Here is a 17,326-nt window from a genome sequence, read left to right as displayed (position 1 = left end):
CGGCCTCGTTTCGGTGGTGCTCACCGGGGATCGTTACGTCGCCTTTCTCGTTTCCACACCCTCTGTGACTACCTCGACAAGGCGCGAACAACGGTCATCCTCGCGAACTTCGGAACCCGGAGCCCGACGCCGCAGGAGTGCAACGAACTGGTCCGCGATGCACAAGGCCGGACCATCACCCGCGCCATGAAGCTTGGGGATGAGATGCACCGGGTCGCGTTGCAGTGCGCGGAGGAGAGGCTGACAGAACTCCGTCCGGGTGGGTTCAGTCTGGAGCCCACGTATCGCTACGAACTGGACAGCGGGAAGACGATCTGGCTGTCACCCGCCGAAGTGGCTCGCATCCGGCAGCATGGCAGTCTGGGAGAGTTGAAAGGGACTCTTGTTCCCGACGTGGTGCTTCACACGGGCGACCCGGCGCAGGTTGAAGCCGTCTATGACTTCAAGTTCCCGTGTGTAGACCTGACGCGACAGGCCCAATGGCGGAAATATCCTGCAGGACATCCCTACCATGGAAGCAACCAAGGTGACCTGTATCTCAGGGCCTTCAAACTGGACGAAGTGATGCTGGTTCAGCCATATCTCGGAGCAGGTCTCTGAAGATGACATCCCCAAGACTGCAGGTCATGCGTAGGAACAGGGCCGTCACGCAGGAGGATGTAAGCATCTGCTTCTATCTTCCCAGACCGACGGCAGAGGTCTCTCAATCCATCGCACTGTCTCTTCAATACTTTGTCGATGCCATCGGCATCCGTGCACTCAACTACTACATCGGGGACGACGACGAACCGCGTGAACTGGATGACGCCGGATGGGCATTCATTCACACGAAGATCCATCATCCGGTCGCGCCCTCTGTCCTGCTCACCAATGATGCGCCCTACCCGGAAAAGTTCGAGTTCGAATACCTGGGCAAGGACATCCATGCAGCCATATTCCGTCACGATCCGGGTCCCGTGACAGCGGTTCGTTTCATCGTGCCCCTGTCATGGGTGAATGCTCACGGTGCCCGCCGTGTCCGCGAACTGGCACTGGCTCTGGCTGCACCACTGCCGTTCAGTTCCGGGCACGCGGGGCTGTCGGTCAGCGGATACCTGAACTCAGGGACTGTGATGTCGGACCTCGTTCCCCTGCTAGCCCCCTTCCCCGGAGTAGACGTCCAGAGCTTCGACCGGACTTCCTTTGAGATTGGCACCCGCCTACGTGTCCCGCACTGGATGACCTTCATCGGTGAGCCATCGCTGAGCGCCATGGGCGGCGTGGACTTCCTGCGCTCTCAACTGCACGCGCCCGGAACCACCGTGGAAGCGCTCGACGCGTCCAGGGCCGTCGTCATCCTGGGCCCCGAGCCCCTCGCTGGCGGTCCAGACCAACCGCTTCTTGCCTACCGGGAGCTGGCCCGTGTCCTGGAACCCTGGGCTTTCCACGCCAGCGTGCGCCCGGCCAACTTTTCCGACGACGATTTCATGGGGTGGGACCGCCGGTTCCTCGACTGAACCGGCGTCCCCTCCGCGCGCATCAGTTCTTCGCGCGCTCGTACTGGTGCGGCCACAGCACGTCCGCGCGCAGCTCCTTCGCGGCGCGCAGCGGCCAGTACGGATCCCTCAAGAGCTCGCGCGCCAGGAAGACGACGTCCGCCTGTCCCGTGGCCAGGATGTGCTCGGCCTGGTACGCGGAGCGGATCATCCCCACCGCGCCCGTGAGCAGGCCCGCCTCCTTGCGCACCTGCTCCGCCAACTGCGTCTGGTAGCCCGGCCCCACCGGGATCTTCGCGTTCGGCACCACGCCGCCCGACGAGCAATCCAGCAGGTCCACGCCCTCCTTCTTCACGAGCTTCGCCAGCGCCACCGAGTCCTCCGGCGTCCAGCCGCCCTCCACCCAGTCCGTCGCGGAGATGCGCATGAAGAGCGGCAGCGACTCCGGCCACTTCGCCCGCACGGCGCGCGTCACCTCCAGCGCGAAGCGCGTCCGGTTCTCGAACGTGCCGCCGTACCGGTCCGTGCGCTTGTTCGACAGCGGCGACAGGAACTCGTGCAGCAGGTAGCCGTGCGCCGCGTGCAGCTCGATGACCTGGAACCCCGCGGCCTTCGCGCGCACCGCCGCGTCCGCGAACGCCTTCACGATGCGCTGGATGCCCGCCTCGTCCAGCGCCGCGGGCACCGGGTAGCCCTCCTCGAACGCCTCCGTCGTGGGCCCCAGCACCTGCCAGCCGCCGTGCTCCGGCTCCACGCGCTTGCCCGCGTCCCACGGCCGGGGCGTGGAGGCCTTGCGGCCCGCGTGCGCGAGCTGCACGCCGGACGCGGCGCCGTTCTGGTGCATGAACCGGTTGATGCGCGCCAACTGCTCCACGTGCGCGTCCTTCCACAGCCCCAGGTCCTGCGGCGAGATGCGGCCCTCCGGCTCCACCGCCGTGGCCTCCGTCACCACCAGCCCCGCGCCACCCACCGCGCGGCTGCCCAGGTGCACCACGTGCCACTCGTTCGCGAAGCCGTCGTCGCTCGAGTACTGGCACATGGGCGAGACGACCACCCGGTTGCGCAGGGTGATGTCCCGCAGCTTCAAGGGAGAGAACAGCTTGCTGCTCATGTCGGGTCCTTTCGGGGAAGCGAGGGGGTCTGCTCCGGCAGCCCCAGCGCCGTGCGCACCTGGGCCGTGCTCCTGCCCAGCCAGTGCCGGCGGTGGTTCTCCTGCGTCGTGAGGCTGCGCGTCTCCATGCGGTCCACGTAGAGCGTGCCGTCCAGGTGATCCAATTCATGCTGGAGGATGCGCGCGTACCAGCCGCGCGCGGACACCGTCACCGGCTCGCCGTGCTCACCCAGCGCCTCCACCCGCACGCCGCGCGCCCGGGCCACCAGCGCCGCGAAGCCGTTCACGCTCAGGCAGCCCTCGTGGAACTCCATCGGCGTGGGGTCCTCCACCACCAGCCTCGGGTTGATCAACACGTGGAAGGCCACCGGCGAGCGCTCGCGCAACGCCAGATCCGCGGGCGACGCGCCGGCCTGGTACTCGGCGCGGTCCTCGATGACCACCAGCCGCAGGCCCACGCCCACCTGGGGTGCCGCGAGCCCCACGCCGGGCGCGTCCCGCATCGTGTCGCGCATCAACTGGATGAGCCGCCGCGTGTCCTCGCTGCCGATTTCTTCCGGGGTCAGCTCCCGCGCGCGCTGGCGCAGCACCGGCTCCCCCGCCTGGACGATCTTGAGCACCATGGTGGCCCCACCGTAACAACCGCTCTCCCGCCGCGCCGCATCGCCGTGAGGCGGGCCTGGCCTCGGCCGCCCGGTTCCCCACGGAGAGGGCAACCCCTGGCGTGGAGGGGTGCCACTGACGGTAGGCTGTGTCGCACCATGGCTCGCCGCAAGAAGGCCGACGAAACCTCCGCGCGCGTGCGCAACCTGCTCGCCCTCGACGCCGCCGGCATCATGCGCAGGCTGGCCGCGCGCCGGGAGGAGATGTTCCTCCTCTTCTCCCGCCTGCGCAGCCGCGACCCGCTGGTGGAGACGGTGGCCTCGCGCTACGCGGACGGCGCCTTCGCCCAGCTCATCCACCTGACCGAGCAGGAGCAGGCGGTGGTGGACCACTTCTACGGGCGCCTGGACGAGCTGCGCTGGTACTTCACCTACACCGAGGACATGCCCGGCACCGCGCACCAGACCTTCAGCGCGCTGCACCGCCGCCTGGAGGAGAGCTACCGCCTCTTCGTGGAGACCCTGGGGCTGCCCGTCCAACCCGACGGCGTGCGCGTGGTGAACGTGGAGGCCGTGCGCCAGGAGGACGTGGCCGCGGAAGCAACGCCCGTGGCGCTCGCCCCGCTGCCCCGCCGCCGCCGCGCGCCGCCCGCCTGACGCTCAGGCCGCGGAGGCCTCCGCCCGCGCGTCCGCGGCCGACATCCCGGGCGCCGCCGCCTTCACCAGCCGCTTCATGGACGCCTTGCCCACGACGACGTCCACCATCTTCCGCGCGCGCGTCCAGACGCTCTCCTGCACGTAGGGGATGCCGTACTTCTCGCAGAGGGCGCGCACGTGCGGCTGCGCCTCGCGGTACTTCAGCATCGGCAGGTCCGGCCAGAGGTGGTGCTCGATCTGGTAGTTCAGCCACAGGTGGGCGTAGTCGTTGAGGTCGCCGCCCGTGCGGTAGTTCGCGCTGCCCACCACCTGCTGCACCATGCGCTCCGCCTTGTTCGCGGGCGCGGAGTCGAAGCGGTACAGGTCCTCGCCGGTGTGGTTGGGGCCCACCACGAAGAACGTGTGCAGGTTGGTGACGACGTCCGCCAGCACGGAGTTGCAGAACACGCTGAACGCCGCCCACGGCGACACCAGCAGGAACGCCGCCGGGTACAGCCCGAAGAAGACGGTCGCGTACGGCAGGTAGCAGCGCGTGAAGAGCTCCCACAGCTCCGCGCGCGTCAGCGCCCCGCCCTCGCGCCGGCCCTTGCGGCGCAGCGAGCCCAGCGTCTCCGGCGCGTAGTAGCTCGCGCGCCAGGTGACGGCCAGCAGCGCGAGCTGCACGTAGCGCAGCGGCAGCGGCCGGCCGGTGTCGCGCAGCGAGCCCTCCGCGTTGCGCTCCAGGAGGTCCGGATCCGCCTCCTCGCCGGTGTGCGAGTGGTGCAGCACGTTGTGCTCGAAGACCCACGCCTCCGGCAGCATCCAGTCCAGCCAGTCCACGAACCGGCGGTGGCCCTTCGCGAAGCCCTTGCTGGTGCGCGACGCGGGCATGCCCGGCACGCGGTCATAGCCCCGGTGCCCCACGTGGTGCATGAGCAGCCAGCGCGTGGAGCGCCCCAGCCCCAGCGCCACCGCGGAGAGCGGGTTGGGGGCGATCCACGCCGTGGCCAGCCCCAGCGCCGACGCCACCTTCCCCCAGCGCTCCATCTTCCGCAGGTGCGCCGCGTCCGCCTCCCCCAGGTTCGCGTCCAGCCGGGCTCTCAGCTCCTTCAGCTCCCGGTAGAAGCCCTCCACATCCACGGAGGCCAGGTCGAAGTCGGGGGCGGCGCGGGACATGCGGAAGAACTCCTCGGGAGCAGGACGGGGACCACGGCCGATGCGGGGCGCACCGTAGCCTCCACACGCCCTGACGCAAAGCGTCCCGTCCCGCTCACCCGCCCACCGGGCGGCGGGGCAGCACCAGCTTCGCGATGAGCACCTGCACCACGTCGCCCCTCTGGTTGCGCGTCTCGCTGCGCACGGTGGCGATGCCCCGGTCCTGCCGCGTGCGCGAGGAGATGATCTCCAGCACCTCGCTCTCCACGTGAAGGACGTCCCCCGGGCGCGTGGGCCTGGGCCAGCGCAGCTCCCCGCCCGCCCCCACGATGCCGCCCTTGAAGGGCAGGCCGCTCTGGACGTTGAGCTTCATGGTGAGGGCCGCCGTGTGCCAGCCGCTCGCCGCGAGCCCCTCGAACAGCGTGTCCTTCGCCGCGGCGTCGTCCAGGTGGAAGCCCTGCGGATCGAACTCCCGCGCGAAGGCGATGATCTGCGCCGCGTCCAGCGTGTGCGTACCGCTGGTGAACTTCTGCCCCACCGACAGGTCGTCCAGGAACAGCTCCTGGCGCCCGCCCTCGTCCGTCGATGCCATGCCCGCGTCCCTTCCGGATGGCTGCACATCCATATGATGAACATAATACGTCTGGCGCCGGGACGCCCGTCCGAAGGCGATTGTTCTCCAGGGCGCACGGCAAGCCGCCGCCAGGTTGAGCCGGGCGCGGAACGTTGAGCATCGCGCGCACGCGCCGTTCGCCGCACGCCGGAACAACCAGGGCCCGAGGCCCGTGGAGTATGAGCGGTGCGTGCGTCTCTCCTGCCTGCGCCGTCACCTGTCCGTCCTCGCCCTGGCCCTGACGGGCCTGGGGGCCGCCGTGGCCCACGCCGACGAGGACACGCCCGTGTCCACCTCCCAACGCTCGGAGGTCGGGGACGTGACGGTGGAGGGCGCGAACAAGACGCGGTCCTCGACGGTGCGCTCGTTCGGCAAGGTGGACGTGGGCGACGAGGTGGACGACGAGGAGCTGGAGAAGGTGAAGCGGCGCCTGCTGGCCACGGGCCTCTTCCAGGACGCCCGCGTGAGCACGGAGCCGATGCCCGACGGGCGCGTGCGGCTGGTGCTGCGCGTGAAGGACAAGGCGTCGTGGGTGGTGGCGCCCACGGTGGCCCTGTCCTCCGCGAACACCGGCGGCGGGCTGCTCTACGCGGAGAACAACCTGGGCGGCCGCGCGAAGAAGTTCGCCGTCGCGGCGCAGGTGAGCACCGGCGAGAGCGGCCTGTACGTGGGCTTCCTGGACCCCATCCTCTTCGGGCTGCCGCAGCTCAAGTTCAGCCTGGAGGGGCAGCTCAAGAGCGACCGCGTGGACGAGTACAGCATGGACGCCAGCGAGGACGACCCGGAGATCCTGCGGCGCACGCGCTTCAACTCCGCGTCCCTCAGCTCCGAGCTGGGCTTCATCCTCTTCGAGCGCGTGCGCGCGGCGGCGAAGTACCGCCTGGCCAGCATCGACGCGAAGGCGCCGGACCCCAAGATGCCGGTGACGGTGCCGCCCTTCTCCACCGGCCCCGCCATGCGGGACACGTCGCTGCGCCTCATGGTGGGCCTGGACTCGCGCCAGACGCTGCACGCGGTGACGGAGGGGCTCAACCTGGAGGCCTCCTACGAGGTCTCCACCCCGGGCGTGTGGAGCGAGTTCGACTACCGCAAGTTCGGCCTGCTCTACCGCCACGGCATCCGCTTCTTCACGGAGCACAACCTGGTGCTGCGCGGCGAGCTGGCCCTGGGCCGGGACCTGCCCTTCCACCAGGAGCTGGTGATGGGCGGCACCACGCTGCGCGGCTTCCAGTACCGGCAGTTCCGCGGCGACACCCGCCTCACCTTCACGGCCGAGTACCACTTCCCCCTCTTCAAGGTGCAGTCGCTGGCCTTCCGGGGCGTGGCCTTCTCCGACACGGGCGCCATCGCGTGGTGGGACGTCCCCGAGGATGGAGTCCTCCGCGACGCCAACGGGCGCGTCATCCGCGACTACCTGCGGGAGACCCTCACGGGCCAGAACCCCGTCACCGTGGCCCAGGGCGTGGGCGCGGGCCTGCGGCTGTACCTCAACAACGTCGTGCTGCCCCTGCTGGGCGTGGACGTCGCCTACGCCGTCAACTCCGGCCAGGTGCGCTTCTACCTCGTGGCCGGAGTCACGCCCTCCTGAAGGCGGCCCTGCTAGCCGGCGCGGGCAGCGCTCGCGTCCGCGTCCGGCCCGGGCTCCGGAGGCGGCACCACGCCGGGCCACGCCTCCGGCGGCAGGTCCAGGCTGAACGGCGGAGACTCGCCGCGCACCGTCCACCAGAGCGCCTTGTCCGCGCACAGCGCCTGCGCGATGCGGCCGGACGTGGTGCGCACGCGCTCCACGACGGCCTGGTGCTCCTCGGGCGTCTGCGCCTCCAGCATCGCGACGACGTTGTCCCAGACGCGCTGCCGCCACACGATGAGCATCTGCATCACCGCCCGCTCCACCACGGGGCGGCTGAAGGGCACGCGCAGCAGCAGCCGCGTGGACGCGCACCGGTAGCGCTCCGCGAGCAGGTCCAGGCACTCCGGGATGCACGAGCGGAGGATCTCGTTCACGTGGAAGTAGTCATGCCGGTAGCGAGCCAGGCGGCGCGCGTCCACCGGCGGCGACTGGTGGGCGATGTTGTCGTAGACGACCATTCCCAGGTCGTGGTTGATGTGCGCGCTCACGCCCAGGAGCGCGTCCTGGTACGGCTGCGTCAGGCCCTGCGCCGGGTAGTGCGTCGCGAAGCGCCACGCCGCGGTGGGCAGCGGCAGGTTCCTCAGCGAGTCCCGCACCGCGATGAGCGCCTCCTCCGCGAAGCGGCCCGTCAAATGCGACAGCCACTCGGGTTCGAGGAAGCCGCCCGCGTCCTCCCGGCTCAGCAGGTGGACGACCTTGCGCGTGACGATGGCGTAGATGTCCAGGAAGATGGCGCGTGAGTCATTCCGCGCGTTCAGCCGGGCGAGGATCTTCTCCAGCCCTTCCAGCGCCTCCTCCGCGTTGACCGGGTTCCAGAGCACGTCATCCAACCGGATGGGGCCCTGCGCGTCCGGGTGCTTCGTCTCGTGGAGGTGAAGCGGCTGGGGGGACTGCGTCCGGTGTGCCGAGGGGGAGGCGGATGAAACATTCATGGAATGACGCTCCACGGGGTGGGGGAACGACTTCACATGAAAGCTTATACCAACCTGTACTTCCTGTGACTCCCGCCCCCCCGGAAGAAACGTGATGTTTCACGGGCCCCCCGCGTGTTGACACTCACGCGGGGGCCTTTGTCACACCGCCGTCAAGCTCAGGGCGTGGTGCCTTCACTCACGGTGCCGCCCGTCCTGCCCAGGACGTACTTCGCCAGCGCCAGGGCGTTGGTCTCGTCGACGAGCGACTCGTAGGTGGGCATCTGCGTGCCGGGCTTGAAGGACTCCGGGTTGCGGATCCACTTGGCCACTTCCTCCGGGGCCTTGCCCTTGGCGCCCTGGAGCTTGGCCTCGTAGGGCTTGCCGGGGGCGTGGCAGGTCGCGCAGCCCAGGGAGCTGAACATCTTCTCCGGGTCGTTGGAGGGCTCCGCCTTGGGGCGGCCACCGGCGGGAGGCGGCACCACGGTGTCGTTGGGCTTCATGGAGCGCAGGAAGGTGTAGATGGCCGTGAGCTCCACGTCGTCCGCGTAGCGGTACTTGGGCATGGGCGCGCGCAGGATGTGGCCCGCGGGCGTCACGCCCGTGCGCATGGCGTGCTTGAACTCGTCCAGCGTCCACTTGCCGATGCCGGCCGTCTCGCTGACGGTGATGTTGGGCGACAGCAGCTTGCCCTCGCCGCCCAGCGGCGTCAGGTCGAACTCGAAGCCGCCGCTCAGCACGGTGTCCGGGTTCTTCATCTTCGCCGCGCTGCCCTCGAAGCCCGGCGAGTGGCAGAAGACGCAGTCGTAGACGCTGGCGGACACGTAGCGGCCGTACTCCACGGAGTCCGCCGCCTTCGCGGGCACGGGCACCTCCTCCGTGCGGCCCTTGTCGTTGATGCCCATGGCGAAGGAGAACACCATCCGGCCCATGGGGGTCAGCGTGGAGCGCGGCGGCTGGGTCTTCTCCGGCGCGAAGTCCGGGTGCCCCGAGCGCATGAACCCGATGACCGCCGCCAGGTCCTTGTCGCCCATGTTGGGGAACGCGGGCATGGGGCGCACGTGGTGGTTCTTGTCGATGGAGTTGATCACCATGCGGGCGATCTCCTGGTCCGTCCAGGCCCCCACGCCCTTCTCCGGGTCGGAGGTGATGTTCGCCGAGTAGAACGTGCCCAGCTCCGGCGGGAAGTCGTGCATCTGCACGCCCGTGGGCTTGGTGTTGCCACCGCCCGCGTGACACTCCGCGCACACCGCGCGGAACACCTGCTCACCGCGGGCAATGCCCTCCGGAGAGCTGTCTCGCGTGATGTTGGGCAGCGCGACGTAGTCATACGACTTGTTGATCTTGTGGCTGGCCACGCCCATGGCGGTGCCCGCGCCAATCAGGACCAGGGCGACCAACGCACCAATGGCGATCAGGATCTTCTTCATCATGGGGAACGCTTCTCCGGATGAACGGGGACGGCACACGGCGCTCCGTCCGCACCACGGGGAGGCGTGGAGGGAGCGCCGGCGTTGGGACGGGTGAGGCGGCTACTGGCCCGGCAGGCAGGTGCTGGGCGGGGGAATCTGGGGCGTCGAGGACGGCGTCTTGCTGACCAACTGGAGGCCGGCGAACGTCACGACCCCCGGGATGACGGGGAGGTCCACCGGCTGCATCAGCGACCAGGGGCGTCCTTCCGGGTCGCTCGTGGTGACGTCCTTCGCCTCGTAGTGGACCACGGGCGGCGGCCCCATCAGCGGCGGGTGGACGACGGCGACGATGCCCAGGGAGCTGTCGGGCGCCGGCGGCCCCGGCGGGATGAAGAAGCCGCGCGTGGACTGGAACGGCGCCAGCGCCGGCGGCAGCGCGCCCGGGGGCGCCCACTCGACGTTCAGCACGCGGCCGGAGGTGGCCGTCACGGTGGTGTTCGCCGCCGGCACGCGGAACACGGGGAAGCCCGGCCGGTACATCCAGAACACCGTCACGCCGCCGAAGCGGGCCGGGTTGAGCAGGTCCGCCACCGTGGTGGGCGTGCCCTCGGCGGTCAGGGACTTCGCGACCGCCTCCAGGATGCCCTTGTCGCTCATCTGCAGGGCCTCCAGGCCCACGCAGGCGCTGTGCGCGGGCACCACCGGCCGCACCGTCAGCGTGGGGACATAGTTGCCCTCCGGCACGGGAGGCAGCGTCGGCAGCGGAGGCGGCAGCGGCAACGTGGCGTTGTTGGCCAGCGTGGCCTGCCCTCCCAGCGACAGCACGAGGAACGGCGCGCCCCGGCGGGTGGGCACCTTGTCCAGGGTCCAGATGCCGTTGGCGTCCGACACCGTGGGCGCGCCCGGCGCGGGCGGCTGGCCCGTGGCGGGGTCCGGCTGCGTGTCCTGCAGGGTGATGGGCGCGTTGCGCACCACCGCGCGCTGCAGGAGCGGGCTGAACTCCGCGTACAGCGGCGGCAGCGCGCACTGCGCGGGCGGCGGCGCGCAGTTGGCCAGGTTGAGGAAGTAGGCCTCCGGATCCACGGTGAAGCCCGTCACGCGGGAGGTGAGGCCCTCCGGCTCGCGGTTCTCATACGTGGGGCGCGGCGTGAAGGTGGACGCCGCGGGGTTGGTGGAGTCCTGGCAGCCCGCGTTCAGCAGGGCCGCGCCGAGGAGCGTTCCGACGAAGAGAGCTCTTTGCATGGCGGGGTGCTTCCCCTACTTCGCGGGGAGGATGTGTCGGGCGGGGAGCTGCTCGCCGCCGTGGCAGGTCTGCGCGCAGTTGCCGAACCGGCTGGGCGTGCCGCGCTGGTTGAAGGCGATCTGGAAGAACTCGTCCCCGTGCTGGGAGATGTGGCACGAGCCGCACAGCGCCAGGCTGGGCCGCTCCGTGCTCTTGCGCGTCAGGTGGCACACGGTGCAGTCCGCGCGGTTCGCCGGGTAGCTGGGCGAGTTCATGTGGATGCGGTGCACCATCTCCTGCGTGCGGCCCACCGTGTCCGTGTCGTAGTGGTGGCAGACCTTGCAGCTCTCGATGTGGTCCACCGACAGGCCGTGGCGCAGGTTGTCCAGCGACAGCACGCCGCGGTGGCAGATCTGGCAGTTGCCCACGTTGCCCGGGTACGTCGTGGGCTCGTCCTGGCCCACCTGGAAGAAGAAGGGGTTCAGCTTGGCGACGCGCTCGCCCAGGGCCGCGCGGTTGAACTTCACCAGCGCCACGTAGGTGCCCGGCTTCGCGTTCGCGGGCAGCGTGAACGTCTGGCGGGTGGGCCACTTGTAGTCGATGAGGCCCGGCGTCAGCCCCGTGAGCGTGGCGTCATCCAGCATGGCGAACGGGAACGGCCGCGCGAAGAACTCGGGCTTGTCGCTGGGGTTGCCCAGCACCTTCAGGTCCTGGATGGGACCGGCGATGGCCACGTTGGAGATGGAGTCGTTCTCCGTGACGGTCGCGATGACGTTGGGGACGAAGGTCTGGATGCCGTTGGACTGGCCGCCGATGATCTCCCGCGCGCTGGGCAGCAGGTCGCGCGAGTGCAGGTGCGCGCCCGCGCTGTCGCGCAGGTCCACGTAGACGCTCACGTCCTCGCCGGGCTTGTAGAAGCTGCCCTCCTTCGGGGGCGAGAACACCAGCCGCGAGTCCAGGCCCGGGCTGCACTGCACCGGGTTGCCGGCGTCGTCCGTGCAGGTGGACGGGCGGTCATCCGGGATGATGTACGTGACGGGGAAGTAGAACGGCTTGTCCGGCAACTGGCTCCAGGTGGCCCGGAGCGCGCCGGGGCCCGACAGGCGCGGCACGCGCAGCACCTTGAAGGGGTTGGTGCTGCCCACCCAGTCCACGCGCGCGATGGTGCGCGTGATGGCGCTCTGGTCCAGGCCGCCCGCGAAGCCCGTCACGGTGCCGGGGTCCTTGTCGCCAGGGAAGCGCGGCGGCTTCAGGTTCTCCGAGCGCCAGGAGAAGCGGCTGTGGCCGGCGTAGGGCGAGGAGGCCAGCAGCTCCGAGCGCAGGTACGTCTGGCTCGCGCGCGGGGTGCCCGTCTCGTCCAGCACCTCCACGGTGATGGTGTCGTCCTTCACCTTCTGCCAGTTCGCGTTGCCGAACTGCACCTCGCGGGTCCAGCAGTCCTCCACCGCGCCCGCGAGGCTGTAGAAGCTCCACTCGTCCGGGCCCTGGTTGACGTTGGTCCAGTCCAGGCCGGAGAACACGGACTGGTTCTTGATCCACGCCAGCGCGGCGGTCTGGTCGTTGGGGTTGTTGTGCTGGTTGACCACGGTCTCCGACACGGAGAACTGGTTCAGGAAGTACTGCGTGTCCGACAGGATCTGCAGCGTCCCGGTGGGAGGCGACAGCGTCAGCGGGTCCTGCGCGAGCGGCGTGATGCACGTGTCCGGATACCCCGGGGTCACGCTGTTCTTCGCCACCATCTGCCCGTTGGGCAGGAAGGCGCAGCCGTTGATGTACTGGAGGCTCAGCCGGATCGCGCCGGAGTTGAGGCCCTGGTAGGGGTCGAACCGCTTGGCACCGCGGCCCGTCGTGGACCCCTCGTCGTCAGTGACCTTGAGGAGGTTGCAGGACAGCAGGGGCACCAGCAGGGCGCACCACGCGCTCTTCAGCAGGATTGAGCGGTTCATGGAAGACGAGGCCGGAGGCAGTCGGGGGGAGGAAAGGGAGCAGGTATCCTCACGCGCGGGCCCGCGCGCCCCACCCTTCCCGACGCCGCCAGCGCTCCGCTACGCGGAGATGGTGAAGCCAGGAAAGGGTTGGGAGGAGAACACCTCATCGGTTCAAACTGACCACATTATGAGAGTCCGCGCAATTCGCGGACTTCAGATCGCGCGGGTGACTCAGGGCGTCGGATGGGCCAGGGCGGGCTGGGCGCCGCGGGCGGCCTCGGCGGCGTCGCGCTTGAGGCCCACGAAGGTCCACATGCCGCCCCCGAAGTCGATGCAGGCGAAGAAGGCCATGATGGGCGGGCACTGCCCCAGCGCCGTGCACAGGAGCACCACGCCGGTGATGAAGGTCCGGCCGATGACGGCCCAGTGGAAGAACGGGCGGACCTCCCGCACCGCGGCCTGGTGGGACATGAAGGACAGCGACGTGAGGAGCGACCCGAACATGCGGACCGCGAAGTGGTGCGGATCCGCGGGGTCCGGCTGCATGCCCGCCACGGTGAGGAAGGTGGCGGGGCTCAAGAGCGTCAGGAGCGCCAGCGGCACCGTGTAGAAGGTCCAACCGTAGAGGGACCGGGCGGCATGGCTGAGCGAACCCCAGGCGGGGAAGACCTTCGGCGCGAAGAACACGGGGACTCCGGAGCGAACGACGACGGGGGATGCAACGGGGGACGGGCGGGGGCTTGCGAGTCTAGCCGAGTCAGAGGCTGAGACCGGCGGACAGGAGCACGGCGAACACCAGCCCCAGCCCCGCGGTGCGCCCCAGGTGCGGGTTGAGCGCGCCGCCGTCCTCCTTCCAGATGGCGCGGATCTGCACCGCCGCGAGCGGCAGGCCCGCCAGCGTGAAGAGCCACGCGCGCGGATGCTCCGGCGACAGCGCCCAGGCGATGAGCGGCAGCGCGAACGCCCCCGCCACCGCGAGCGTGTACTCCCACTGGCCGAAGCGGCGGCCGAAGCGCACCACCAGCGTGCGCTTGCCGGCGAGGACGTCCGTCTCGCGGTCGCGCAGGTTGTTCACCGCGAGGATGCCCGCGGCGATGAGCCCCATGGACAGGCCCGCGAGCACCACGTCGCCGGAGAGGTGATGGGTGAGCACCCCGTAGCTGCCGGTGACGCCCAGGAGGCCGGAGATGAGCAGCACCAGCAGGTCCCCCAGGCCCATGTAGCCCAGCGGCACGGGGCCCGCGGAATAGAGGACCGCGCCCGCCAGGCAGACCGCGCCGCCCGCGAGCACGGGCCAGCCGCCCGCCTGCGTCAGGAGCAGCAGCGCCAGCGCGGCGCCGGTGAAGGCCAGGGCCGCGGCGCCCGCCACCTCACGTGAGGACAGCCAGCCCTTCTGCGTGACGCGCGCGGGCCCCAGACGGGCCGCCGTGTCCGCGCCGCGCTCGAAGTCCGAGTAGTCGTTCACCAGGTTGCTGACGATCTGCGCCAGCATGAAGCCCACCAGGAAGGTCAGCGCCGGCACCGGCCGCCAGCCCCCCTCCACGTTGGCGAAGGCCCACCCCACCAGCGTGGGCGCGATGGAGGCCGTGAGCGTCTTGGGCCGCAGCGCGACCCACCAGACGCGGGCCAGCGAGGGCCTGGCTTCTTCGACTGCGACACTCGACGACGGGAGACTCGGAGTGGCCATGGATGTCCGGGGGAGGGCAGCAGGCGCACGGTAAAGCTACAGGCCCGCCGACCGCAAGAGGACCCAATGCTTCACATCGGTTTCCCTCATGTATCATCTGTCTACAGCCTGCCCCGCTCCGGCGAGACCCAAAGGCAGACGCTCATCCCCTCTGGCGCGAAGTCGAGGACACGGCGAGGGCTCCGCCATCCAGGACAATCCCGGCGGCCTTTGCGTCACGCACGTCCTGACAGCAGGCAGGCGCCTCTGGGTATGTAGCACCCCAGGCGCCAGACGCCCGGCCCGCCGGCCGTTGGCTTTCTTGCAGCGCTCCCGATGTGTGCCTGGGGGTGGATGCACGAAAGGCAACGCGGGCCTGGCAAGGGGACAGGCGGGCAGGTTCCAAGCGCACGGGCAGTGCCAATCCATCGGGGTCCCTGGCGGACGAACGAGGGCTGGCATGGACGGACTTCGAGGAACAGCAGCGGTGGTGCTCGCGTGCGCGGGCCTGTGGGCCCCGGGCACCGCGTGGGCGCAGGCGCCCGGCGAGGACGACTCCGGCGACGTGATGTCGGAGGAGAAGCTGGAGGCCCTGCTCGACACGCCCACGGCGCAGCCCTCGCAGGACGAGGTGACGGCGGAGGCCTTCGGGCCGGAGCGGCTGACGCCCTACTTCGCGGAGGGCCTGCTGGCCAAGGCGAAGGCGGAGTTCGACCGCGGCCGGTACAAGTCCGCGCGGGCGCTGCTCGCGACGGAGCCCTCCCCTTCCCTCCCCGGCCGCTTCCTCCAGGCGCAGAGCGCGTTCCTCGCGCGGGACTTCGCGACCGCCGCCGCGGAGTTCACCGCGCTCGCGGAGGACTACGTCCCGCTGCGAGACCACTGCCTGATGAAGGCCGCGCAGGCGCATGAGCGGCTGCGCAAGCCGCTGCGCGCGGCGGAGCAGTATGGCCAGGTGAGCCCCGGCTCCCCGCTCTATCCGGAGGCCCGCTTCACCATGGCGCGCGTGCTCAAGCGCCAGCTCCGCATCCCGGAGGCGCTCGCCGCGCTCCAGGAGTTCATCGACAACCGGCAGGCCCGCGGGCCGGACGCGCTGCGCATGAAGGCGCTGCTCGCGTACTGCGACCTGGCGCGCGCGGCAGGGCAGTACAACGCGGAGCACCGCGCGCTGCTGGAGGTCTGGGCCACCGCGCCCCTGTCGCCGGAGGCGGACCGCGCGCGCGCACTGCTGCGCGACCTGCCCCTGCCCATGAAGTGGCGCGTGCGCCGCGCGGAGGCGCTGGTGGAGCTGCACCAGAACGTCGCGGCCATGAACATGCTGGCCCGCTCGGGGCCCCGCACGGAGCTCCCGGACGAGCTGGCCTGCCGCGCCCAGCTCACCCTGGGCCGCGCCCTGCGCAAGGAGCGTCAGCACCGCCGCGCCATCCAGGTGCTGGAGCCGGTGGCGCGCGAGTGCCAGTCGCCCGAGCAGCGTCCGCAGGCGCTCTACCTGCTCGCCTATTCGCAGTCCGTGGTGCAGCCCGAGGCGGCGGTGGAGACGTACGCCACGCTGGCGCGGGACTACCCGGAGCACGGCTACGCGGACGACGCGCTCTTCTTCGAGGCCTGGACGCAGCAGCGCCTGGGCCGCGCGGACGAGGCGCTGGAGAACTACGAGGCGCTGGCGAAGCGCTACCCGGCCGGCAACTTCGCCGCCGAGGCCCTCTTCCGCGCCTTCTGGCTGCACCTGCGCAAGGGCGAGACGCAGCCGGGCCTGGCGTCGCTGATGTCGGTGGAGCAGTTGCCGGAGGCCGCGCGCACGGACGACGCCCTCTGGCGCGCGCGCTACTGGCAGGCGCGGACCCAGGAGAACGCCGGCGCGGTGGACGCGGCGCTCGCGCGCTACGAGCTCATCGCCACCGAGCGGCCCACGGCCTGGTACGGGCTGCTGTCCCGGACGCGGCTGGCCCAGCACGCGCCGGAGCGGCTGGCGCGGTTGACGGAGGCCGCCGCGCGGCCGGCCACGGTGAAGGCGGTGAACACCGCCGCGCCGGCCAACGACGAGGTCTGGCCCCTGCCCCCCGGCCCGCTCCAGAAGGACGCGCGCTTCGCGGCGGGCGTGGAGCTTTTGCGCCTGGGCCAGCCGGGCGTGGTGGAGGAGCTGCTCGCGGTGGACACGCGCGGCCTGGCGGAGGCGCCCGCGCGGCTGCTCTACCAGACCATGCGCCGCACCGGCCGGGGCCGGGCCACGCGGCAGGTGGCCCGCGTGACGCTGCGCCAGGAGGCCGCCGGGCCGCTCAGCGCCGCGTCCCGTCCGGTGTGGGAGGCGACGTGGCCGCTCGCGTTCCGGCCGCTCATCCAGAGCCATTCGCGGGCCGCGCGCGTGGACCCCGACCTGCTCCAGGGCCTCATCCGCGAGGAGAGCCGCTTCAACCCTCGCGCGCGCTCGTCCACCGGCGCGCTGGGGCTCGCGCAGCTCATGCCCACGACGGCCCAGGCGGTGGCGGACTCGCTCAAGCTGGCGTCGTTCGACGTGTCGTCGCTGCTCCAGCCCGCGCAGAACATCCGGCTGGGGGCGGCGTACCTGGGCTCGCTGCTCAAGCACTTCGACGGCAACCCCGCCTACGCGGTGGCCGCCTACAACGCGGGCCCCGCGGCGGTGGAGCGCTGGCGCAAGGCCCTGCCCCAGGCGGAGCTGGACGAGTGGGTGGAGCACATCGCCTTCGACGAGACCCGCGACTACGTGAAGCGCGTGCTCAGCAGCTACAGCGCCTACAAGCTGCTCTACGCCAATGAAGTCCCCGCCGCCTTCGCGCCGGCCCGCAAGGCCCCGCTGGAGGCCGCGCGCACGCCCACGGTGAGCCCCGCCACGGGCGTGGGGGGCAGCGGCCGGAACGTGGCGACGCCCACGTCCTCCGTCTCCGGGAGACGCTAGGCGCGAAGACGCCGGACGGGGCCGTGATCCCCGTCCGGCGCCTGGAATCCGGGC

Annotated in this window: 15 protein-coding genes; 5 read left to right on the top strand and 10 right to left on the bottom strand. The window is 70.6% G+C overall.

What is annotated here, in order from left to right:
* Both K8556_RS19280 and K8556_RS19275 read left to right on the top strand, forming a co-directional pair.
* On the top strand, positions 1-600 hold a 600-nt coding region (locus tag K8556_RS19280; RefSeq protein WP_223741527.1), incomplete at its 5' end, for a hypothetical protein.
* Between the two features lie 26 nt (positions 601-626).
* Positions 627-1,496, top strand: coding sequence for a type VI immunity family protein (locus K8556_RS19275; protein WP_223741526.1), 870 nt, complete (start codon positions 627-629; stop codon positions 1,494-1,496).
* Positions 1,497-1,518: 22 nt separating this feature from the next.
* Here K8556_RS19275 and K8556_RS19270 read toward each other — a convergent pair whose 3' ends face one another.
* Together K8556_RS19270 and def are read right to left on the bottom strand one after the other, a co-directional pair.
* Positions 1,519-2,586 (bottom strand): NADH:flavin oxidoreductase/NADH oxidase, encoded by a 1,068-nt coding sequence (locus tag K8556_RS19270; RefSeq protein WP_223741525.1) that lies wholly within the window; start codon positions 2,584-2,586, stop codon positions 1,519-1,521.
* A complete protein-coding gene (gene def / locus K8556_RS19265) occupies positions 2,583-3,209 on the bottom strand; it encodes a peptide deformylase (protein ID WP_223741524.1) in 627 nt (208 codons plus the stop codon). The genes K8556_RS19270 and def overlap by 4 nt, the downstream gene beginning before the upstream one ends.
* 138 nt (positions 3,210-3,347) lie before the next feature.
* On the opposite strand from def, the gene K8556_RS19260 reads away from it, so the two are divergent.
* The gene (locus K8556_RS19260) at positions 3,348-3,845 is read left to right on the top strand and encodes a hypothetical protein (RefSeq protein ID WP_223741523.1); all 498 of its coding nucleotides are present in this window, start codon (positions 3,348-3,350) and stop codon (positions 3,843-3,845) included.
* 3 nt (positions 3,846-3,848) lie between these two features.
* Here the strand turns inward: K8556_RS19260 and K8556_RS19255 are convergent, their stop codons facing one another.
* Both K8556_RS19255 and K8556_RS19250 read right to left on the bottom strand, forming a co-directional pair.
* Complete coding sequence (locus K8556_RS19255) at positions 3,849-5,000, bottom strand: fatty acid desaturase (protein WP_223741522.1); 1,152 nt, start codon at positions 4,998-5,000, stop codon at positions 3,849-3,851.
* A 94-nt stretch (positions 5,001-5,094) separates the two neighbouring features.
* Positions 5,095-5,571 carry a MaoC family dehydratase gene (locus K8556_RS19250; protein WP_223741521.1) on the bottom strand — a complete coding sequence of 159 codons (477 nt, stop codon included), beginning with the start codon at positions 5,569-5,571 and terminating at the stop codon, positions 5,095-5,097.
* 211 nt (positions 5,572-5,782) lie between these two features.
* Between K8556_RS19250 and K8556_RS19245 the strand changes: the two genes are divergently transcribed.
* On the top strand, positions 5,783-7,180 hold the full coding sequence (locus tag K8556_RS19245) for a BamA/TamA family outer membrane protein (RefSeq protein ID WP_370639942.1): 1,398 nt from the start codon (positions 5,783-5,785) through the stop codon (positions 7,178-7,180).
* 11 nt (positions 7,181-7,191) lie between these two features.
* Here K8556_RS19245 and K8556_RS19240 read toward each other — a convergent pair whose 3' ends face one another.
* From K8556_RS19240 to menA, 6 genes are all read right to left on the bottom strand, one after another.
* Positions 7,192-8,154, bottom strand: a complete 963-nt coding sequence (locus K8556_RS19240) for a DUF5995 family protein (protein WP_223741520.1) — start codon at positions 8,152-8,154, stop codon at positions 7,192-7,194.
* A 158-nt stretch (positions 8,155-8,312) separates the two neighbouring features.
* Positions 8,313-9,566 carry a c-type cytochrome gene (locus K8556_RS19235; RefSeq protein ID WP_223741519.1) on the bottom strand — a complete coding sequence of 418 codons (1,254 nt, stop codon included), beginning with the start codon at positions 9,564-9,566 and terminating at the stop codon, positions 8,313-8,315.
* A 99-nt stretch (positions 9,567-9,665) separates the two neighbouring features.
* Positions 9,666-10,787, bottom strand: a complete 1,122-nt coding sequence (locus tag K8556_RS19230; RefSeq protein ID WP_223741518.1) for a hypothetical protein — start codon at positions 10,785-10,787, stop codon at positions 9,666-9,668.
* A 15-nt stretch (positions 10,788-10,802) separates the two neighbouring features.
* Positions 10,803-12,713, bottom strand: coding sequence for a hypothetical protein (locus tag K8556_RS19225; RefSeq protein WP_223741517.1), 1,911 nt, complete (start codon positions 12,711-12,713; stop codon positions 10,803-10,805).
* A gap of 213 nt (positions 12,714-12,926) precedes the next feature.
* Entirely contained in the window at positions 12,927-13,382 is a 456-nt protein-coding gene (locus tag K8556_RS19220) for a hypothetical protein (RefSeq protein ID WP_223741516.1), read from the bottom strand.
* A 70-nt stretch (positions 13,383-13,452) separates the two neighbouring features.
* Positions 13,453-14,382 carry a 1,4-dihydroxy-2-naphthoate octaprenyltransferase gene (gene menA, locus K8556_RS19215; protein WP_223741515.1) on the bottom strand — a complete coding sequence of 310 codons (930 nt, stop codon included), beginning with the start codon at positions 14,380-14,382 and terminating at the stop codon, positions 13,453-13,455.
* A gap of 439 nt (positions 14,383-14,821) precedes the next feature.
* Between menA and K8556_RS19210 the strand changes: the two genes are divergently transcribed.
* Positions 14,822-17,272, top strand: coding sequence for a transglycosylase SLT domain-containing protein (locus K8556_RS19210; RefSeq protein ID WP_223741514.1), 2,451 nt, complete (start codon positions 14,822-14,824; stop codon positions 17,270-17,272).
* Positions 17,273-17,326 lie beyond the last annotated feature (54 nt).

This window comes from Corallococcus sp. AS-1-12 (assembly GCF_020036995.1).
GTDB lineage: Bacteria > Myxococcota > Myxococcia > Myxococcales > Myxococcaceae > Corallococcus.
This window is presented reverse-complemented; position numbering and strand designations above follow the sequence as displayed.